The sequence below is a fragment of the Pseudomonas sp. S32 genome (genome assembly GCF_016648095.1).
Classification (GTDB): domain Bacteria; phylum Pseudomonadota; class Gammaproteobacteria; order Pseudomonadales; family Pseudomonadaceae; genus Aquipseudomonas; species Aquipseudomonas parafulva.
This window is the reverse complement of sequence record NZ_JACVVF010000003.1, coordinates 37572-54295: the sequence shown is the minus strand read 5'-3', so window position 1 is coordinate 54295 and position 16724 is coordinate 37572. Positions and strand designations below refer to the sequence as shown.

Below are 16724 nucleotides of genomic sequence, written 5' to 3'. Positions count from 1 at the left end.
GACCTCACAGGATCGTCGCGGCTTTGGTGAGGAACCAGAGGATCACCACCACCAGCAGGGCGCCGACGCCGACCACGGCACCGAGGTCCTTCCAGGTCTTGCGCTGGTTTTGCACGTCGGCGTAGACGGTGAGCGAATGCCAGGCCACGCCGAGGAAAGCGAGGGTAGCGATCAGCAGGCCCAGCAGGATGCCGCCGTCGTAGGCGTAGTTCTTGATGGTGTCGATCAACCCAGAACCTTCGCCGCGAGATGGCGCCTCCATGGTCGGCAAATCAGCCCGAGCCAGCGTCGAGCTCAGCAGCACGAGGCCGCCTAACAGGACTTGCGAACAGGATTGCCGCACCAGAGTGAGCGGGCGATGGCAACGACGGGAGAGGTTCATGGCAAGGTCTCCTGATTAAGACAGCATGAAAAACATCAGTACGATCAGGGCGAGGGTCAGGCGCAGCGTGCTGCCGCCGAGCGCACCGAAATTGAGGTTTCCGGCCGCCCAGCCGCGGTAGCCGGTCCACAGGGCCCAGGTGCACCAAAGCAACGCGAGCACCAGCACCGATGAGCGCCACAGCACCGAGCTGAGCTGCGGGGTAAAGCCGGCCACGGCCGAGAACGCGCTAATTTGGGCGTCAGTCATGCTCATCGGAGGGACTCGAGTGAGGCGTATCAGCACGGTAATCACCTGCCAGTTCAACGAGGTCAGCAGGCTGCGCGCGGGAGGGCGACAGGTATTTTTGGATGCCATGACGCATGCGCTCGAGGTCCCTGGCGAACCTCGAATAATCGAAACGGTAGCGAGCCCCTTCGGCATCGACCGAGCTGCTGTTTGCTCGGTCGACCAACAGTTCGATGGCAGTGATCTGCCTCTGCACGAGTCCCAGATCCGAGCGCTCCGTCGTGCCTAGAGCTGCGGCACCGAGCGACATCAGACAAGCAAGCAAAAGGACGGATGAGGTAGTTTTCATGGTGAATTCCAGCCTTGGATCTGGCATCCACCCTGATGGGTTAGGTAGTTTTTGACATGGATTAAAGGGATCTGCGAGCCCTCGCTTTAAACCTGAGGCAGCAGCGAATGTGTCGTATGCCAGGTGCAGCTCTGTATTGGTCGGCTACCAACTGGCTCTGCTGTGCCCATTTCGTTGAACGAGTCGTCTTACTCACAAGTCTCTTGGGAAGAACGCCTGCTCAATGTCCCAGCGAGTCGGCTAAACCCTGATGTGAACAGATGAGCCTGCGGATGCCAGACAGGAACAAAGGAAAGTTAAAAGCGCGAGCCACAATCATCTGTCTGCACAGCGGCAAGGTGCTGCTGGTGCGCAAGAAAGGGGGAAAGTGGAATTTCCCAGGCGGGGCGATCGAAGCGGGCGAAACTCCACTTGCTGCTGCGGCGCGAGAGCTTCGGGAAGAAACGAGCATTGATGGCCATGGCTTACTTTACTTGTCCACCATCACCGTGGAATCAACCATCCACCACATTTTCATCACCCACTTGCACGACGGCGACAAGGTCGTAGCCTGCAATGAGATCGCGGCCTGTAAATGGGTGCCGCGCGACAAGCTGACCCCTTCTATGCTCAAGGCCACGGCAGCAGGTTTGATAACGACTCAGCTGCCAGCCTTGATCGCGTAGCGTCTGGCCTAGCCCGGCGCTACCTCAACAATACGACCCGACCTGGCAGGCACTTGGAGATCACTAGATTTCTGAGCAATTTTGCGCCCGCGGTTTGCTCCCCATGCCATCGCTCGGGATATCGTCGCATTCTTGGAGTGTCCTGCAATGACGTTAATTGCGGGCAAAAGAAAGCCCGCTGCTAGGCGGGCAAGATCTATCACACGTAGGGGATAGCTAATAGTCCCACGCTATATGTGAAAAAGCCGTGAAGACTATTGGAGGAGACGGGCTTTCCACCATTTGCGTGAATCCAAGATGTGTAAGCTGAAACCAGGCCCTGCGGAATGATTGGAAAACCCTGCCCAAAGTCTCGAAGAACTGCCTACCCAGTCGATGACCCCAGATTACCAATCTCAATCGGGATGCGGGGCACGGAGCTATCTGCTTTTCAAGCTCATCCGCGATACAGGCCAAACACTTGATGCTGTCGCTGAGTCGGGTAATTTGATCCATCATTCCGCTGGGTGACAAACCAAACATAACGCGTCGAAATCAGGCGCCATCGAAGCGTGTCAAATCGTCATCCTACAACCCCCCATTCGGCGTGGCGGTGCCCCCCTTGAACAACCTCTACATCCGGGCGACGCATCGCCACTCCCAGCGAAAACGTATCTCGATCAAACGACTGATCTGTTCTCATCGCAGGCGCAGTTCCTCCGTAGCACCTAGGCAGCCGGGAATTTTCCGAATACCGTATATCCATACAGTAATAAGGATTGCCCCCGTGACAGGCACCAATCTGCCCGTAATGTCGATCAAAGAGTGGCGGCAGCTGCTCAACGACACCTAGGCCCTGCTCTTCGCACCTAAGAAACATCATAGGGAGCTTCTGCATCACGCCTATGCGCTACGTGACATGCATGCGCTGAAGTCGGAAACCTTATCCGATATGTTGAGAAGCAGTGATTCTCCCCTGCAATCGGTCGAAAGCAGCCGGTTCGACTGACTGCGATCGACCCGAAGCTGCCTGTCGCCAGGCTTGAGCGACCCCTGTGGGGAGTGGGTTTACCCTCGAAGAATTCAACGCGGTATATGGCACCGGATTCGCCGGTGTTCGGGGGTCAAACCCGCTCCCACAGGTCCCCGCTTAATCGACAAGCCATGTGCTATTCGGAGCTTATTCTGTCTGAAACAGTGCTACTTGAGTGTGTATCCGCATAGGGTCGGTTAGCGCCTCTGGATCGGGCTGAGCATCCTTGTCCTCCCGCACCTGGAGGACAAGCCATGAATGCCATTACGACCAGCCGCCATCAGCTTGGGACAAAGGAAAAATTGGTCGGGTAGAAAGCTCCGCTTCGATTGAAAGATATCCGGGCCATTCGGTTAAGACTCAAATCGCGGAAAAATCCCGTGATTTAGCTCTCTTCGATCTGGCCATCGACAGCAAGCTAAGAGCCTTCGATTTGACTTGAGTGGCCTCACTGACAAGCTACGGATCGGTTGCCAACGTGGTGGCCTGCTGCTAGCTGCCGTGCGCGTCCCACACCCCACGCCAATGCTCGGGTCATAGATTCACCTGGACGGGAATCGAAAGCTTCTTCGTGAAGGGCCATGCCGGTGCTTGCGTACACACCGATAAACATCTGTGTGTTGCCCGTTCTTGACAGCCGCACTTGCACATCAATCGTCGTACCGTTGTCCAGGGCTTCATCATGAGTCCGATGGTGTAGCGTAGGCTCAGCCCAGTTCCAAAATACATCGCCGCGAATGCGCATGTCGGTCTCCTCCGACGCAATCGTATGTGTCTCGTCCACCATAGCGCAGTAGGGCATTTGCGCAACGGTTATTCGTGCTGCTTGGAAGGAAAGCGATTAGCGGGTTAATTCTTGTACGGGAATTGAAATTTGTACAAGTTTTTATCCCGCTATTAAATTATCACGGCTTCACCTATTCGGCATTCAATCGCTACTTAGATGTTAATGCAGGCGATGATAATCAGGAGTGTTGCTGCTTGCCGATCTAATTATTTTTTCAAGTTCTCGCTTGACGGCAGCGAGACGGATTTCCAGATGAGCAACACTATTGGCTATTGACTGGATGAGTTCAAGCTCGATGTCATTCCGAACATCGCTTGCAGGAGTACTGGAGGTGAATAATGCGTGGCTATTGGTTTTCTTGGTGGTTGAGGGTGTGTTAAGCCACAACTTCATCGCTTGGTATGAGGGACGCCCCTTAGCCTTGCAGAAATTACCTAGGGGGACGCCAGAGTTTATGTACTCGTCAATAAACTTTTTGCGTTCTTCTTGGTTGTACCGCTTCGCTTGTTTAGCAGCAGCCAGCTTGCTAGCCATTTGCCAATCTCCATTCAACGGAGCAGGGCGGCAGGCCTCTGGGGCTGGATCGCTTGGCCTTGATGCTTTGTGGTGCTGCTGGCTAGACAATCCAGTGGAGGAGGATTGTCGCCAAGCCGACTCCAATCAGCGACCCTATAAAAATTAAGAATAATTCTATGGGTGGCGTAGGATTGCCCATATCAACTGCGCCTCCGAAAACTCATAGGCCATGCAAATGAATAAAAAGGCAGCGGCAATTGCAGTAGCGCCATAATATATGTCTATCTTGTTCGCGGATGAAGTCATTGCACTACGCCCCTTAAGTTTTTTATTATTCTGTCCGCATTACAGGAAAAAATTTGGAAGGATTGCGCGAGTTATTTATCATCTTCTCGCGCTCTTCTGTAGCTTTCGTTCTGTTAGGGAAGCCCCGCTTTAATCTTATTTTTTCTTGATTGTCATAAATGTCGAATCCCCCAGAGCTTGTAGCGGCGTAAAACCGATTTCCGAATTGAAAGGATTCATTCTCGATAGGTACAGCTAAAACGATAACGAATCTTGGTTGCATTTTGCCATCTCCCTATTTTCAAGAGCTAGTAATAGTCAAGCTAATGCCTGCACGCAAGAATATTTGCAGTTAATTTTCGAGGAACCTTTATGCGTATTATTTTGACTTATTGCTCTAAATTTTTTGATTTATTGGGCGGGTGACCGTGACGTAGCAGACCAACGAACCCTTGGCGCTGGAAGCGGTTCGCCCCACCCAAGGCTAAACCCTGGCAGTCATGCAGGTGTGTGGCGTCTCGCAGTCGTTCAACGTGGTCACCCAACTGCGTGTGCTGGCCGCTGGAAGCGAATGTTCACCATCCCGAACCAGTCCTCGGTACCCAAGGCCTACCCGGAGTTCGACGACGCTGGGCGGATGAAGCCTTCGCCGTACGACGCCCGCGTGGTGGATATTAAGACGGAGCTGGTGAAATTCACCGTGCAGCTGCGTGACCGCCAGGAATCCTTGAGGGATCGCCATTCGGAGCGTGAGCAAAACGCCGAGCAGCTATCTGCTCGGCTGAACAGCGATCGGCCTGAGGCCACGCCGGAATGTCCGCTATGGGTCGATAGCGGACTGTCATAGATATTTTTTGAAGGTCGCAGCCGTGATGGCCACCATGCTGCCGAGAAGTGCTGCACAAGGCACCAAGACCCAGATAGGGTTGAGTGTCCAGGGCAGGGCAAGGTATATCACCCAAGGGCTAATCATCAGCGGTAGCAGTGTTCGCTTCGCTCGGTGGTAGACAAAGCTGCTTTCTCGGCCTGCCCCGAACTTGCGCAAGTCACGGCGCATCAAACCGTCAACCGCACCGGTGATCACCGCGAGCAGGAACAGAGGGGTAGCGAGTATGAGAACGGCCAATCGCACTACAAAAGTAAAGACTGTAAACAGTGCCGCCAGCAGATAGTCCTGGGTCACAACGTAGACCTGCGCGAACTGCCCCTGCATTGACGATTCTCGACTGAGTAGTTTCAGCTTAGTGTCAGATGTTGACCACCCCGAGCGTACCACGACCCAGTCGTTCAGCTGTTCGAGTACCTTGGCGGTCGCCTGCGCGGGTTCATGCACGAGCAGTGAACTTTTGAAGTGATTGCTGAGCCAGCCGAGCTCATTCAGCCACATCGCATGGCTGTGATGCCAGCCCTGCTCGGGCCAGAACCAGAGCATGCCCACGAACTCCATTAGGATGGAGAAGATCAGCGAAGCGAACAGCAGGCCGAGTAGCCGCAGACACAGCTCGAGCGTGCCGAAGATCAGCCCCGGACTTCGCTGTGGAGGAGGCGGGCTGACTTGGGTTGTAGGCATATGGGCTCCAGAGGGTCCAGTTGCTCACGGCGAGCACATTAGGAGTGCCTGCGCCCCGGTGGCGGCTGCTCAGGATCGAAATCCACCGTCGGTGCACCGCCAGCGCTGCTCCACCAATTCCCTGCACTGGCGTTGTAGGACTCGCGCATGCGCGAAGCTAGGGTCTGCAGGTCCGCCGGCATCGCGTCGTCGCTAGCCGGCTTCGGTAGCGGCATACGCACCTTCCACAACTGTCCTCCCTCCTGGAATGAAAACATCTGTCCCTTGGGCAGAGCGATGATGTGCGCCGGTTCGATCAGTGGCACGGCGGTCGTGGTGACCCGGTCCTGAGAGGAGGAGGTGAAGTCCGTCCTAGCATCAGGATCGGCTGTGTCCGTCGCGCCGGAGACCAGGGTGCGGGTCTGCACGTTGACCTTGGGCAACTGGTTGGTCAGCAGTTCTGCTGTCGCGGTTTCCCGTACCCGCAGCATCTGCAGGGTGTTGAAGTTGCCGATGACCTGACCGGCCTTGGCCCGGTTGCCGATCCGCGCCTCGATGTCGCTCAAGGTCTGGGTATAGGCGGTGACCTGGATACCGGCTCCACCACCCTTGTTGATCAGCGGAATGAACTCGTCGCCCATCAGCTCGTTGAACTCATCGGCGTGCAGGTTGATCGGCACCTTGTCCGCGGCGCTGGAGGAGCCTGGTAGACCATGGTCGATACCGTGTTTGTAGATATGGCCCGCGACGGAGACCAGGTCGGCAAACATCGAGTTGCCGACGGCAGCGGCCACCTCGGCATCGGACAGCGCATCCAGGCCGACGTAGACGATGCCGCGTTTGCGGATGACCTGCAGCCAGTCGAAGATCGGCCGTGGATCGTCGAGGTCGGTGTAGTTGGGGGCGAGCAGTTGTGCGGTCTTGCCGCTGGTGAGTTTTTCCAGGAGTGGCAGCAGTGAAGCCACGATCTTGTCGAAGTAGGTGCGGTCGTAGCGCACGGCCGAGCGCAGGCCGTCCATCACCGGATCGAAGATGCGCTTGGCGGTCAGGTACTGCTCGATGGCGACCACGCGCTTTTCTCGGCCGATCATGTGCCGCGGGATGTTCTTTTCGTTTAGGCGACCTTCGATCTGCACGATTGCTTCCCAGGCCTGCGGATCATGGCGGGCGAAGAAGTGCTGGGCGTACTCGATAAACAGCGCATCGATGTTCACCACGTGCCGCTGGATCTGCAGGTAGTCGGGGCGCCGGCCGAGCTCGATCAGCGCCCGGGCGATGATATTGACGAAGCGCCAGGCGAACTCGCGAAACGCCGCCGAGTTGCCTTCACCGCTCAACTGGCCAGCGATGCGGGTGGCGACTTCGGAGATGCGGCCGAAGCGGCCGATGGCGTTGTAGCGGGCGGAAATCTCCGGCCAGCCCAGGTGGAACACATAGAACTCATGCTCGCGGCCGGCGCGCCGCGCTTCCACGCACATGCGCTTGAGCAGATCGGCATCGCCTTTGGGATCGAAGACAATCACCACTTCCTGAGTAGGGCGGTGGATGTCCTGGGTGATGTACACCTCGGCCAGGCGTGTCTTGCCGACCCGCGTGGTGCCCAGCACCAGGGTATGCCCGACTCGCTCTCCCAGCGGCAAGCTGGCTTCCTGTTCCTTCGGCTCGACGCCATGCAGCAGAGGTGAGCCACCCACTGGCGGCAGCGGCCGCACCGGGTTGAATGGGCTGTCCCAGGCGGTCAGGCGGGGCAGCAGTGACAGCCCAGGCGGGGCCTTCTCCAGCAAGTGTTCCATCCGGCGCGCCCACTGGTGGGCAGCCGATTGATTGACGTAGTGGGCCAGCGCCGGGTCCTGGGCCTCGAGCAGACGCTGGGTGTGCAGGCGGGTCCAGCGAAAGCCGCGGCCCATGAACAAGCGCTTGCCACTCACCGGAATCTGGCGACTGGTCAGCGAATAGCGTGGCAGGCGGCGGATATTGCGCCGATAGCGCAGGACGATCCGCGCCTCATTGAGCCGCTTCAGGCCGAACGCGGTATAGGCCAGTGCCATGCCGGCCCCGACCTCGGGTGACAGGGCTACCGCCCAGGGCGAGTGCAGGCACAGGGCGCCGGCACCGGCGCAGATGCCCACGGTTTACAGCTCCACCGCAGGGCGCAGCAGGGACTCCATCGCATGCTCGCTCATGATGAGCCCTCACTGTTCCAGGCCGGTGGGCGTGATCAGCACCGGGTAGTGCTGAAGTTCCAGGCGTTCGGCGATGTCGTCACCACTCACCGGCCAAATGTCCAGCCCCGGGGCTGCCGCCTGGATGCGGCGCAACGCCTGGGCGTCGGCCACTTCAACCGCCAGACCGCTGGCGCCCATGTCCTGCAGCCTCTGCGCATGCTGGGCCAACCATTGCAGAGAGGCGGCGTCGTGCCCGACCAGGAACAGCGGCGTGAATCCTGGCAGCTTCAATGTCCTTGGCGAGACGGCACCGGGTGAAAGGCGTGAACTGTGTACAGGCAGGGCCCAGGTCAGCGCGCGGGGATCGGGCAGTTGGCTGGGGGCCGCGAGCGCGGCAACCGTCCACCACAGGCAGATAAACAGCGTTACCCAGCACCGATGGTTCATGGCTGCGGCCCTCTCGGGGATGCCGCGACCGCCTGGACACGCTGCCAGTGCTGGCTGAACTGTCGGCGGTACTGCGCTGCGGGTTTACCGCCGGCAGGGCGGTGATAGCGGCCCGCAGCCACGACCCAGTCACCGCTGTCGGCATAGTGGGCGCGCAGCAGCTCGGCAGTCACGGCCAGGTTGGCGCGCGGATCCAGAGCCTCGCAAGCGCTGCGGTAGCGGTCTGGGTGGTAGCCGAGATTGGTCTGGCCCAGCCCGACATCGATGCGCTTGGGGTCGTGACGGATCAGTGCCTGTTTGAGTGCGGCACACGCCTCATCAAGGCGGGCGAAACGCTGCGGCGTACCAGCAATATTCAGGGTCCAAGGCCAGGGCATAAGGTGACCGCGCAGCAGGGTGCCGCTCTCTTGGAGGGCGATGGCGAACAGCACGGAGGCGGGGATGCCGGCGCGTGCGGCGGCCAGTTGATACGCCGGCGGCGGCAGCGCGCCGGCGTGAACGGCCGTGGCGCAGGTCAAGGCCAGCGCGAGGATCAGTCGATGCGCTGCCATTTTCCGTCCACCTGCTGAAAGCGCGCCGGCAAGGGGCGGCTGGCGCCCAGGGAGAACCAGCGGCCACGGTCATGGTTGAGAGTGACCTGGCCACTGCTGACCTGGGAGGGGGTAATGCCCGCGTCCCGCGCCCACCGGCGTAGACGCGTATCGTCACCCTGGCTGCCGACCAGGTACACATCAAGGTGCGCGCCGCCACGCAGCCATTGCTGGGTGTTGGTGACGCAAGCAGTACAATGTTCCTCCACAAACAGGGCAATGCGGCTAGCAGGGGTAGCTGCTGGATTGTCGGCCATGCCCTGCACGGGCTGCATCCCCGGGAACAAACGAGCCCAGGCAGCGGTGTAGGCCTTCTGGTAGGCCAGTTCACGCTCTGCGCGCTTGGCTTCGAGACGAACCTGCAGCTCGGCGTAGCGCTGCCGTTCCTGGTCTGAGTCGGCTTCCACGCCGAGGGTGGTGAGCGGGTCGAGCTGCGGCGACCAGTAGTGGCGGGGCCCAGCCTGCAAGCGCTCGAACTTGGCCCATTCATCATCGGTCAGCCCCCAGGCCTTGGCCCGAGCCGCGTCGGATGCCTGACGACCCAGTGGCATCTGTTCGCTGAACTGCGGGGCCGAGTCAACCAGTTCTGGCGCGCTCCATGCCGCACCTGCAAACAGGCAACTGAGGAGTAGGATGAGCGAGAGACAGGAGATCCGAGTCATACGCACCTCGTCACGGCAGTGGCAGTGTGTGGTCGCCATGCCCCGGGACATGGAACACCACCTGGTCCGCGCGGATTGCGCGCAGCTGCCAGCTGTTCAAGCTGTCTCCCGGTTGCAGCAGGTGCACGGTCGTCAGTGAATGCGCACCTGCGGGCAGGGCGGCCACGAACCTGACGTCACCTCGGGTCTCGATACCCAGCAGGGTGAAGGGTGGGGCCAGAGGCTTGGCCTTGGCTTTCTCACCGCTGGAGGCCTGCGGTTGCGTATTGGCGGTTGCAGGCGCAGAAGGGCGGGTCGACAGTTTCTCGAGCGTGGCCTCTGCCGCAGCCAACCGTCGTTCCAGTGCCGTCAGATCGCTGCTGCTCGGACCTGGCGGTGCCGCCTCGAGCGCCTTGAGCGAGACGGCCAGCTCATCCTGCTGCTGGCCGAGGGCGGCCTGCGCCGCTATGTGTCGACCTTGCGCCTCGCCCAACGCCACGACCTGCGGCTGCAGCGTCGTGAGCCGGTCGGCCAATGCATCGATATCGCGGCGCAAGGCCGGCGCTGGGTCGGCCGGGGCGTTACGGGCCGCAGCCTGAAGTTCGGCCAGTTGCTGATGATGGTTGTACGTTTCGGCGGCGAGCACGGCGGCGCCCAGGCACAGGGCACCGACCACCAGCGCCTGAAAATGGAGGACCTTCATGGTGTGAGCTCCAGGGTCGAAAAGGGGGGCGCGGGCGACGGCACGCGCAGGGCGTAGCACACGGTCCGATCAACTGGATCGATGTCGAGTCGCCATGCCGGGCCGCCGATGATGGTCAGGGCGTCCAGCAGCGAGATCGGACCGAGCTGGTGCTGTACTGCGGGCAGAGGGCGACGGAACAAGCGATCCACCTCAGCGCTATCGGCACACAGCGCGTAGCCCGAGCGTTGCAGCACGTGACGCAGGGCTTCACCGACGGTGGCATGCAGGGCTGGCGCAATTTGTATGTTGACCAATTGATGCAGCGGCTGGCGCTGCTCCAGCGTTGGCCGGGTGGTGATCAGGGTGTAACGGTCCTGGCGCACCCAGGCCGGCAGCTGGGCTTTCGGCTTTGGCAATGCCGCCGGCAACGCGGGTGATGCTGGGGGAGCCGGAGGCGGTGGCGGCGTGCTGCAGCCCGCCAGGGCGATCATCAGTCCGAGGGTGGAGAGTGTGGGTGTGTGCATGACCGTGTCTCGACAAATGTTGCCGACACGATGGCGAAGGCGTGAGGCGAGTCCCCACTGGAAAACCGAATCCGGTGAGCCAGCTTTTCAGTCAGCGACCACAAAAAAGGCGCCCGGGAGGGCGCCTTGGTCAGTCTTCGGTGAAGAGCGGTAGCTCCGCCAGTGGTGCGGCGTCAGGGTCAAAGATCAGCAGGCGAGTGTCTGCCTGGCCTGCCAACATGAGCAACTGGAGCAGCACCGGCGGGACATGGTCATCGCGCATGCGCGCACAGACTTCGCTGGCGCTCCAGCCGATCCTGCTGGCTTCATGTGCCGCTACCCAGGGTGTCGAGTACAGCTTGCACCCCACGGCATGGTTGCTGTTGAGCTCGAAGCACTCGAAGAAGCCCGCTGGCGAATTGCACCAGGTGCACACCTGCAGGAACTCGAACTCGTCTGCGGGCAGGTGCGCGCTGCTGATCTCCCAACTGCGGCTGTAGTGTCCGGTGGCAAAGGACAGTTGCTCGATCAGGTTTTGCGCAGCCTCGACGTTGCCGAGGTCGCCGATATGCATCGAGCGTCCGAGCTGATTGCCCATGATCTGGTAGAGCACTGTGTTCACCAGTCCGTCGGCCGGGCAGCACATGCGCACAAACTCGGGCACGCACACACCGTCGGTGATCACCGCGACGTCGTCATCGAATAGACACGGCTGCAGGGTGATGGCTTCGTTGGGTAGCTCGTTCTGAGCCGGATGCAGCGTGCGGTAGCACGGCGGGCAATCGTCGGCATAACTGATCTGCAGGACGCGCTCATAGCGCAGGTCTTGGAAACCGCGAAGAAACGGATTGGTAAGGGAAGGGTGCATGGTGATTCTCCGGAAGCGCCGAGGCCACCCCGAACGGGCGGTGACCTCCAAGGCAAGGTGGCTGTCACATCCAGCCGTACTCGGCCAACGAAAGCGGGGTGCCTTCGCCGACGATGATGTGGTCCAGGACACGCACCTCGACCAGGGCCAAAGCCTCGGTCAGGCGGGTGGTGAGTACCCGATCGGCGCCGCTCGGTTCAGAGCAGCCGGAGGGGTGGTTGTGGCTGAAGATCACGGCGGCGGCATTGTGTTCGAGGGCCTTGATGACAACCTGGCGGGGATACACGGAGGCACCGTCAATGCTGCCGGTGAAGAGGATGTCGAAACTCAGCACACGGTGGCGCGAGTCGAGACAGAGCAGGGCAAACACCTCGTGGTGGTAGGGGGCGAGCTGCAGTTTCAAATAGGCCGCGGCATCGGCGGGGGTTATCAGCACCTCGCCGCGCTTGAAGTGACGCTGGTCCAGCAGCTGCAGGGCCTCGCTGATCAGCGCATCCTCACGGGCGCGTTGGGCCAGTTCGGGATCGATCGGGTCGACCAGGTTCAAGGCGGTGTTCATGGGCAATTCCTCATGAGAGATGGAGCGCCCCCTGAGGGCGTGCCCCAGGCTGGTTTAGGTGTGTGATCAAAGGCGCGTGAAGCGATGTCGAGTACCGTGCAGCGGGCTTTGGCAGCCCTCGCACGGTTGCAGGGAGAAGGCCTCGATACCGGCGCCGGTATGGGGGTCGAAATCGGCGCTCAGCGGTAGCAGGGCTTGCAGTTGGGCGCGCATGTGAGCGATGCGGTGTTCGACTTCAGCCTCGCTGTAGTACAGCGAGAGCGCGCTGAAGTCGTCATAGGCGACCGCCTGCAGGCAGTCCTCACAGAGCCAGAAACTTTCCATGGCGACCTCCGACGTGCATGAACAACCGGCGCTCCTAAGAGCGCCTGCTGCGGGCGGCCAACCTGCCTAGGCAGACTGACGTGCGGCGGTGGATCCACGTGCAGCGGGTGGGGTTGGCTGGCCTTGGTCAGCGCCACGGTCAGCCTGTTCCGACTCTGCTGATTCAGCAGCCTCAGGCGCTGCAGCAGCGTCGGTCCGAGCCGGCGCACGGTAGCTGAACTGACCGTCGACCTTGATCCACTCGATGAAGATCAGTCGGCCTTTGAGGCTGGCGCCGGGTTGCCCCTTGCGTTCGCCTTTCTCGTACATGAACGGATCGACCCAGATGTCGCCGATGCGAAACGCGATGAGGACCTTGCGTTCCGCGCGGACGTCTTCCAGGTGTTCACGGATCAGCCGGTCGGCTTCACCGCTGGCGACCTTGCAGTCGAAGCGGGTGTACTCGACGTCGTCCGAGGCACCGTGCAAAGCAGCGATGTCACAGGCCATGAACGCTTGGCCGCGGCGAACCGGGACTTCGCGAACCCGGTTCAGGTAGCCGATGCCTTGGGTGTGCAGGTTGAAGTAGGTGGTGGGGGCGTTATTGCTTGCAGCAGTCATGATGGAGCTCCTGTTCAGCAGAACGCGGACGTCCACCGGCCCTGGCGGCTGGTGAGTTCCGCAAGGGGAGGTGCAAACACATGATCGGTCGAGAAGGCGCTCATCACCGATGGGACGGTGACCGTGCGAGCTGCCGAGCGCGAGTCGCACTTTGGGGGAGAACCACCCGAAGTGGGCGTAGCCTTGAAGGTCCTGGCTACCTGGGTGCTGTCAACGACAGCGGTGTGCAGCTCATCTATAGAACGCCCCGAAAGGCCCGTCAACCGTGGTTTTCAGGCGGTCTTGGCGGGCGGAACCGGGTGGCTTTCGGTGGATTGTCGGCGGCGAAAAAATAGCCCGACGGTCATCAGGCTAGGAGGAGTTGGACCACCCTTGACCCGGCGATGTGGCACCGGAGTCCGTCGCAGAGCTCCACTGCCGATCCACCTGGATCAACCGACCCTTGTCGTGGCCTGGGTCGGAATCAACTGGCACGCATCCGCGCACAAAAGGTGCCCAGTGTTTCGCCGGCGGGCACCGGAGCTGAGCATCGTCGCCGAAGCGGATGACCCCTACGGCCTGATACAAGCCGCACGGGTCATCCACCTGGGAGACTTGGAACGCTGAAAAGTCATCCGCAGATGCACTGAAGTGTGGCTCCGAACTCTAGGAGTCTGACCGAGCTGCCCGGAGCGAATCGGTCTAGGTCGCCAAGCGGCGAGAGGCCAGATCACTACACCAGCGCTGTGGTGTGCCGTCAAGTCATGCGTTTTTCGCCCGCTTGGTTTTTGCCACCGGTTTGGTGCCCTTGCACTCGGGGTAGCGGATGCAGGACCAGAAGCTGCCGGTGCGACCTTTGCGTTGGCGCATGGTGCTGCGGCACACCGGGCAGAAGGGCCCCTTGCTGGGGGGCGGGCGCAGGGTGAGCGTGGCGTTACTGCGCACCAGTCGAGTCAGCCATTCTGCCTGCTTGGCGAGAAAGGTCTCGACGCTCAGCTGGCCCGATTCGATACGGTCCAGCGCCTGCTCCCACAGCGCGGTCATCACCGGGTCGGCTACTTCTGGCGGCACCGCTTCGATCAAGGTATGCGCTGCGGCGGAGGCGGCCAGACTGCGTTTCTTCTTGATTAGGTAATCATGGTCGATCAGGCCCTGGATGATGGCCGCGCGGGTGGCTTCGGTACCAAGCCCGCAGCTGTCCTTGAGCTTCTGCTTCATGCGCGGATCGGCCACCTGGTTGGCGATGGTTTTCATCGCTTTGACCAGCGTGCCTTCGGTGTAGGCCTTAGGCGGTTGTGTGCGCTGTACGTTGAGCGTGGCGTCGATCAGCGCCACCGTCGCGGATTCACGCAACGTCGGCAAGCGCTGCGCCTGTTCGGCCGGCTCGGTGCCGTCGGCCTCGTTGATCACTGCCTTCCAGCCTCGGACCAGGATCTGTTTGCCACGCGCCACCAGTTGATCTGCCTGGCTGTGCAGCAGCGCCTGGGTTTTCAGGTACTCGTGCTCGGGCATGAACTGCGCGAGGTAGCGTGCGCGAATCAGCGTGTAAACCGCACGCTCGCGCTCGGAGAGCTGCGCCAAATCCAGGGTTACAGCAGTAGGAATGATGCCGTGGTGCGCGGTGATCTTGCTGCTGTTCCAGGCACGGGAGCCGCGGCTGGGGTCGACTTCCTTGAGGATTGCTCCCAACGACGGTGCGGCGGCGAGGGCGTGGAGCACGCGGGGCACCTCATCGAGCATGCTCTCCGGCAGGTAGCCGCAGTCGCTACGCGGATACGTCGTCGCCTTGTGGGTTTCATACAGGGCCTGGGCAGTGGCCAGGGTCTCCTGTGCACCCAGTCCGAGCTTGGCCGAACAGATCTCCTGCAGCGTGCCCAGGTCGAACGGCAGTGGCGGGCCTTCGCGCACCCGCTCGACCTCGACGCTGTCTATCTGCGCGGTGCCAGCTTGCGTGAGGCGTATGAGCGCCTGCTGCGCGGCGGTTTCGTCGATACAGCGTCCAACCGCATCGCTGACTGCGGCCGGGGGCTGCCAGCGCGCTTGAAAGCGGATCCCGTCCTGCTCCAGTTGCGCATCGACGTTCCAGAACGGTTGCGGCACAAAGCTGGCGATCGCCCGGTCGCGTTCGACCACCAGGCGCAGGGTGGGCGTCTGTACGCGTCCCACCGGCAGCAGTCCATCGAAACCGGCGCGGCGGCCGAGCAGGGTAAACAAACGGCTCAGGTTGATGCCCACCAGCCAGTCGGCACGGGAGCGGGCCAGCGCACAGTGATACAGCGGCAAGGTCTGCTCTCCTGGACGCAAGGCGCCCAAGGCTCGGCGGATCGACGCTTCATCCAGCGCGGACAGCCACAGGCGCTGGATTGACCCTTGGTACTGGCAGCGCTCGAGGATCTCCCGGGCGATCATCTCGCCTTCGCGGTCGGCGTCGGTGGCAATCACTACTTCGCTGCAAGCGCGCAGCAGCAGGCTGATCACTTTGAGCTGGCCAGCGACCTTGGGCTTGGGCACCAATTTCCACTGACTGGGAATGATCGGCAAGTCGTCCAGCGACCAGCGCTTGTAATCGCCATAGGTTTCAGGCGGCGCGGTTTCCAGCAGATGGCCGACGCACCAGGTGACGGTGACGTTCTGGCCCTTCAGGCAGCCCTCACCGCGATTGCTGGCCTGCAGTACCCGGGCGATATCGCGGGCTTGGGAAGGTTTCTCGCAGATGAACAGGCGCATAGACGAACCCTCTCGGTGGGTACCGACAGGGTAGGGTTGTGGTTGCGAAGCGCCAGGGTAAATCCAAAGGCGCCGCGTTCATATCGACTAGCGGGTGTTACTTGCGTTGTGCGAGATGGTTCGCCAGCGTTTGCAAAAACTCCAGGGCGAACTGCTTATCCGCTTCACCCAGCTCCTTGATGATCGACGTGATCTGCTGGCCCTGATCCTGGGGGCGGGGGCTGATAGCCAGCAGTAACTCATCGGCAGGGCAGCCATACAGGTCGGCCAATTTCAGCAATTTACTTACGGAAAGCTCAACCTCCCCTCGTTCGAGGCGCGATACGGCTTCCCCGGAAATCTTCAGGTACTCACCCACCTTCGCCTGAGTGAGGCGGCAGGCACGACGGTAAGCCGCCAACTGGCGACCAATGTGATGTGGGCTAGGCTCTTTCACGGGCAATGGGGGCGCTCTCCAATTCGACTCATATGGTCGAACAGCAACCCAAAGATATGAACGACTCAGAAGGTTGACTAACAACTCTATGAGGCGTATCACCGGAAAAAGATGGATGACTCGACCGTCACCACGGAGGCAACAGCTTGCACGGAACCCACCAGAGTGAGGCAGATGCGTTAGCGATCAAGGCCTATGAGCTGTTTATGGCCACTCATCTTGAACCGGACAAGGAGCAGGCTCGGGCCCGACTAGTCGCCTGGGTTCAGGAAAGTTCGCTGCACTGGAGGGCATTCCTTGCCCTGGACCAGTATTTGGCGGAAGTGAAGCAAATGCTGGAATATGAGCGGCGCAAGAGCGCCCGGCGAGAGTGAGTCAAGCGGCAGCAGCCGATGTTGCCCGCTGAGGTGCTTGTATGGCTCCAGTG

At 60.7% G+C, this 16724-nt stretch carries 21 protein-coding genes and 2 pseudogenes; 4 read left to right on the top strand and 19 right to left on the bottom strand.

The window, feature by feature from the left end; genetic code table 11:
- Positions 1-4: 4 nt before the first annotated feature.
- From IAE38_RS02270 to IAE38_RS02260, 3 genes are read right to left on the bottom strand one after another with little or no spacing between them, the layout of a single operon-like run.
- Positions 5-382, bottom strand: coding sequence for a TIGR03745 family integrating conjugative element membrane protein (locus IAE38_RS02270; RefSeq protein ID WP_201215594.1), 378 nt, complete (start codon positions 380-382; stop codon positions 5-7).
- Positions 383-397: 15 nt separating this feature from the next.
- Positions 398-637 carry a TIGR03758 family integrating conjugative element protein gene (locus tag IAE38_RS02265; protein WP_201215592.1) on the bottom strand — a complete coding sequence of 80 codons (240 nt, stop codon included), beginning with the start codon at positions 635-637 and terminating at the stop codon, positions 398-400.
- Positions 624-959, bottom strand: coding sequence for an integrative conjugative element protein, RAQPRD family (locus IAE38_RS02260; protein WP_201215591.1), 336 nt, complete (start codon positions 957-959; stop codon positions 624-626). Before IAE38_RS02260 ends, IAE38_RS02265 begins: the two co-directional genes overlap by 14 nt.
- Before the next feature lie 260 nt (positions 960-1219).
- On the opposite strand from IAE38_RS02260, the gene IAE38_RS02255 reads away from it, so the two are divergent.
- Together IAE38_RS02255 and IAE38_RS23800 are read left to right on the top strand one after the other, a co-directional pair.
- On the top strand, positions 1220-1624 hold the full coding sequence (locus IAE38_RS02255) for an NUDIX hydrolase (RefSeq protein ID WP_236403375.1): 405 nt from the start codon (positions 1220-1222) through the stop codon (positions 1622-1624).
- A 1266-nt stretch (positions 1625-2890) separates the two neighbouring features.
- Positions 2891-3075: pseudogene (locus tag IAE38_RS23800) on the top strand (integrase); the annotation flags it as partial.
- Positions 3076-3084: 9 nt separating this feature from the next.
- On the opposite strand, the gene IAE38_RS23795 reads toward IAE38_RS23800, so the two are convergent.
- The 3 genes from IAE38_RS23795 to IAE38_RS23790 form a co-directional block, all read right to left on the bottom strand.
- Positions 3085-3381, bottom strand: coding sequence for a hypothetical protein (locus IAE38_RS23795; protein WP_236403372.1), 297 nt, complete (start codon positions 3379-3381; stop codon positions 3085-3087).
- A 201-nt stretch (positions 3382-3582) separates the two neighbouring features.
- Complete coding sequence (locus tag IAE38_RS02250) at positions 3583-3957, bottom strand: hypothetical protein (protein ID WP_201215589.1); 375 nt, start codon at positions 3955-3957, stop codon at positions 3583-3585.
- Between the two features lie 313 nt (positions 3958-4270).
- Positions 4271-4507, bottom strand: a complete 237-nt coding sequence (locus IAE38_RS23790; RefSeq protein ID WP_236403370.1) for a hypothetical protein — start codon at positions 4505-4507, stop codon at positions 4271-4273.
- Between the two features lie 166 nt (positions 4508-4673).
- Here IAE38_RS23790 and IAE38_RS02245 point away from each other — a divergent pair.
- A pseudogene (locus IAE38_RS02245) lies at positions 4674-5071 on the top strand (hypothetical protein); the annotation flags it as partial.
- Here IAE38_RS02245 and IAE38_RS02240 read toward each other — a convergent pair.
- The 13 genes from IAE38_RS02240 to IAE38_RS02180 form a co-directional block, all read right to left on the bottom strand.
- Positions 5066-5794 carry a TIGR03747 family integrating conjugative element membrane protein gene (locus IAE38_RS02240; RefSeq protein WP_201215588.1) on the bottom strand — a complete coding sequence of 243 codons (729 nt, stop codon included), beginning with the start codon at positions 5792-5794 and terminating at the stop codon, positions 5066-5068. The pseudogene IAE38_RS02245 and the gene IAE38_RS02240 overlap by 6 nt on opposite strands.
- 38 nt (positions 5795-5832) lie before the next feature.
- Positions 5833-7902: a type IV conjugative transfer system coupling protein TraD gene (gene traD, locus IAE38_RS02235; RefSeq protein ID WP_328822884.1), complete on the bottom strand. Its 2070-nt coding sequence runs from the start codon at positions 7900-7902 to the stop codon at positions 5833-5835.
- Between the two features lie 63 nt (positions 7903-7965).
- The gene (locus IAE38_RS02230; protein WP_201215587.1) at positions 7966-8385 is read right to left on the bottom strand and encodes an integrating conjugative element protein; all 420 of its coding nucleotides are present in this window, start codon (positions 8383-8385) and stop codon (positions 7966-7968) included.
- A complete protein-coding gene (locus tag IAE38_RS02225; protein ID WP_201215586.1) occupies positions 8382-8936 on the bottom strand; it encodes a glucosaminidase domain-containing protein in 555 nt (184 codons plus the stop codon). Before IAE38_RS02225 ends, IAE38_RS02230 begins: the two co-directional genes overlap by 4 nt.
- The gene (locus IAE38_RS02220; protein WP_201215585.1) at positions 8918-9637 is read right to left on the bottom strand and encodes a TIGR03759 family integrating conjugative element protein; all 720 of its coding nucleotides are present in this window, start codon (positions 9635-9637) and stop codon (positions 8918-8920) included. Before IAE38_RS02220 ends, IAE38_RS02225 begins: the two co-directional genes overlap by 19 nt.
- A 10-nt stretch (positions 9638-9647) precedes the next feature.
- Positions 9648-10319 (bottom strand): hypothetical protein, encoded by a 672-nt coding sequence (locus tag IAE38_RS02215; RefSeq protein ID WP_201215584.1) that lies wholly within the window; start codon positions 10317-10319, stop codon positions 9648-9650.
- On the bottom strand, positions 10316-10825 hold the full coding sequence (pilL2, locus tag IAE38_RS02210; protein ID WP_201215583.1) for a PFGI-1 class ICE element type IV pilus protein PilL2: 510 nt from the start codon (positions 10823-10825) through the stop codon (positions 10316-10318). Before pilL2 ends, IAE38_RS02215 begins: the two co-directional genes overlap by 4 nt.
- 130 nt (positions 10826-10955) lie before the next feature.
- A complete protein-coding gene (locus IAE38_RS02205) occupies positions 10956-11672 on the bottom strand; it encodes a DUF5983 family protein (protein ID WP_201215582.1) in 717 nt (238 codons plus the stop codon).
- 64 nt (positions 11673-11736) lie between these two features.
- The gene (locus IAE38_RS02200) at positions 11737-12231 is read right to left on the bottom strand and encodes a JAB domain-containing protein (RefSeq protein ID WP_201215580.1); all 495 of its coding nucleotides are present in this window, start codon (positions 12229-12231) and stop codon (positions 11737-11739) included.
- A 66-nt stretch (positions 12232-12297) separates the two neighbouring features.
- Positions 12298-12555, bottom strand: a complete 258-nt coding sequence (locus tag IAE38_RS02195; protein WP_201215578.1) for a hypothetical protein — start codon at positions 12553-12555, stop codon at positions 12298-12300.
- A 66-nt stretch (positions 12556-12621) separates the two neighbouring features.
- Complete coding sequence (locus IAE38_RS02190) at positions 12622-13155, bottom strand: STY4534 family ICE replication protein (RefSeq protein ID WP_201215576.1); 534 nt, start codon at positions 13153-13155, stop codon at positions 12622-12624.
- 741 nt (positions 13156-13896) lie between these two features.
- Positions 13897-15861, bottom strand: coding sequence for a DNA topoisomerase III (locus tag IAE38_RS02185; protein WP_201215575.1), 1965 nt, complete (start codon positions 15859-15861; stop codon positions 13897-13899).
- Positions 15862-15958: 97 nt separating this feature from the next.
- On the bottom strand, positions 15959-16303 hold the full coding sequence (locus IAE38_RS02180) for a helix-turn-helix domain-containing protein (RefSeq protein WP_012315135.1): 345 nt from the start codon (positions 16301-16303) through the stop codon (positions 15959-15961).
- A 140-nt stretch (positions 16304-16443) separates the two neighbouring features.
- On the opposite strand from IAE38_RS02180, the gene IAE38_RS02175 reads away from it, so the two are divergent.
- Positions 16444-16671 (top strand): hypothetical protein, encoded by a 228-nt coding sequence (locus tag IAE38_RS02175; RefSeq protein WP_201215573.1) that lies wholly within the window; start codon positions 16444-16446, stop codon positions 16669-16671.
- Positions 16672-16724 lie beyond the last annotated feature (53 nt).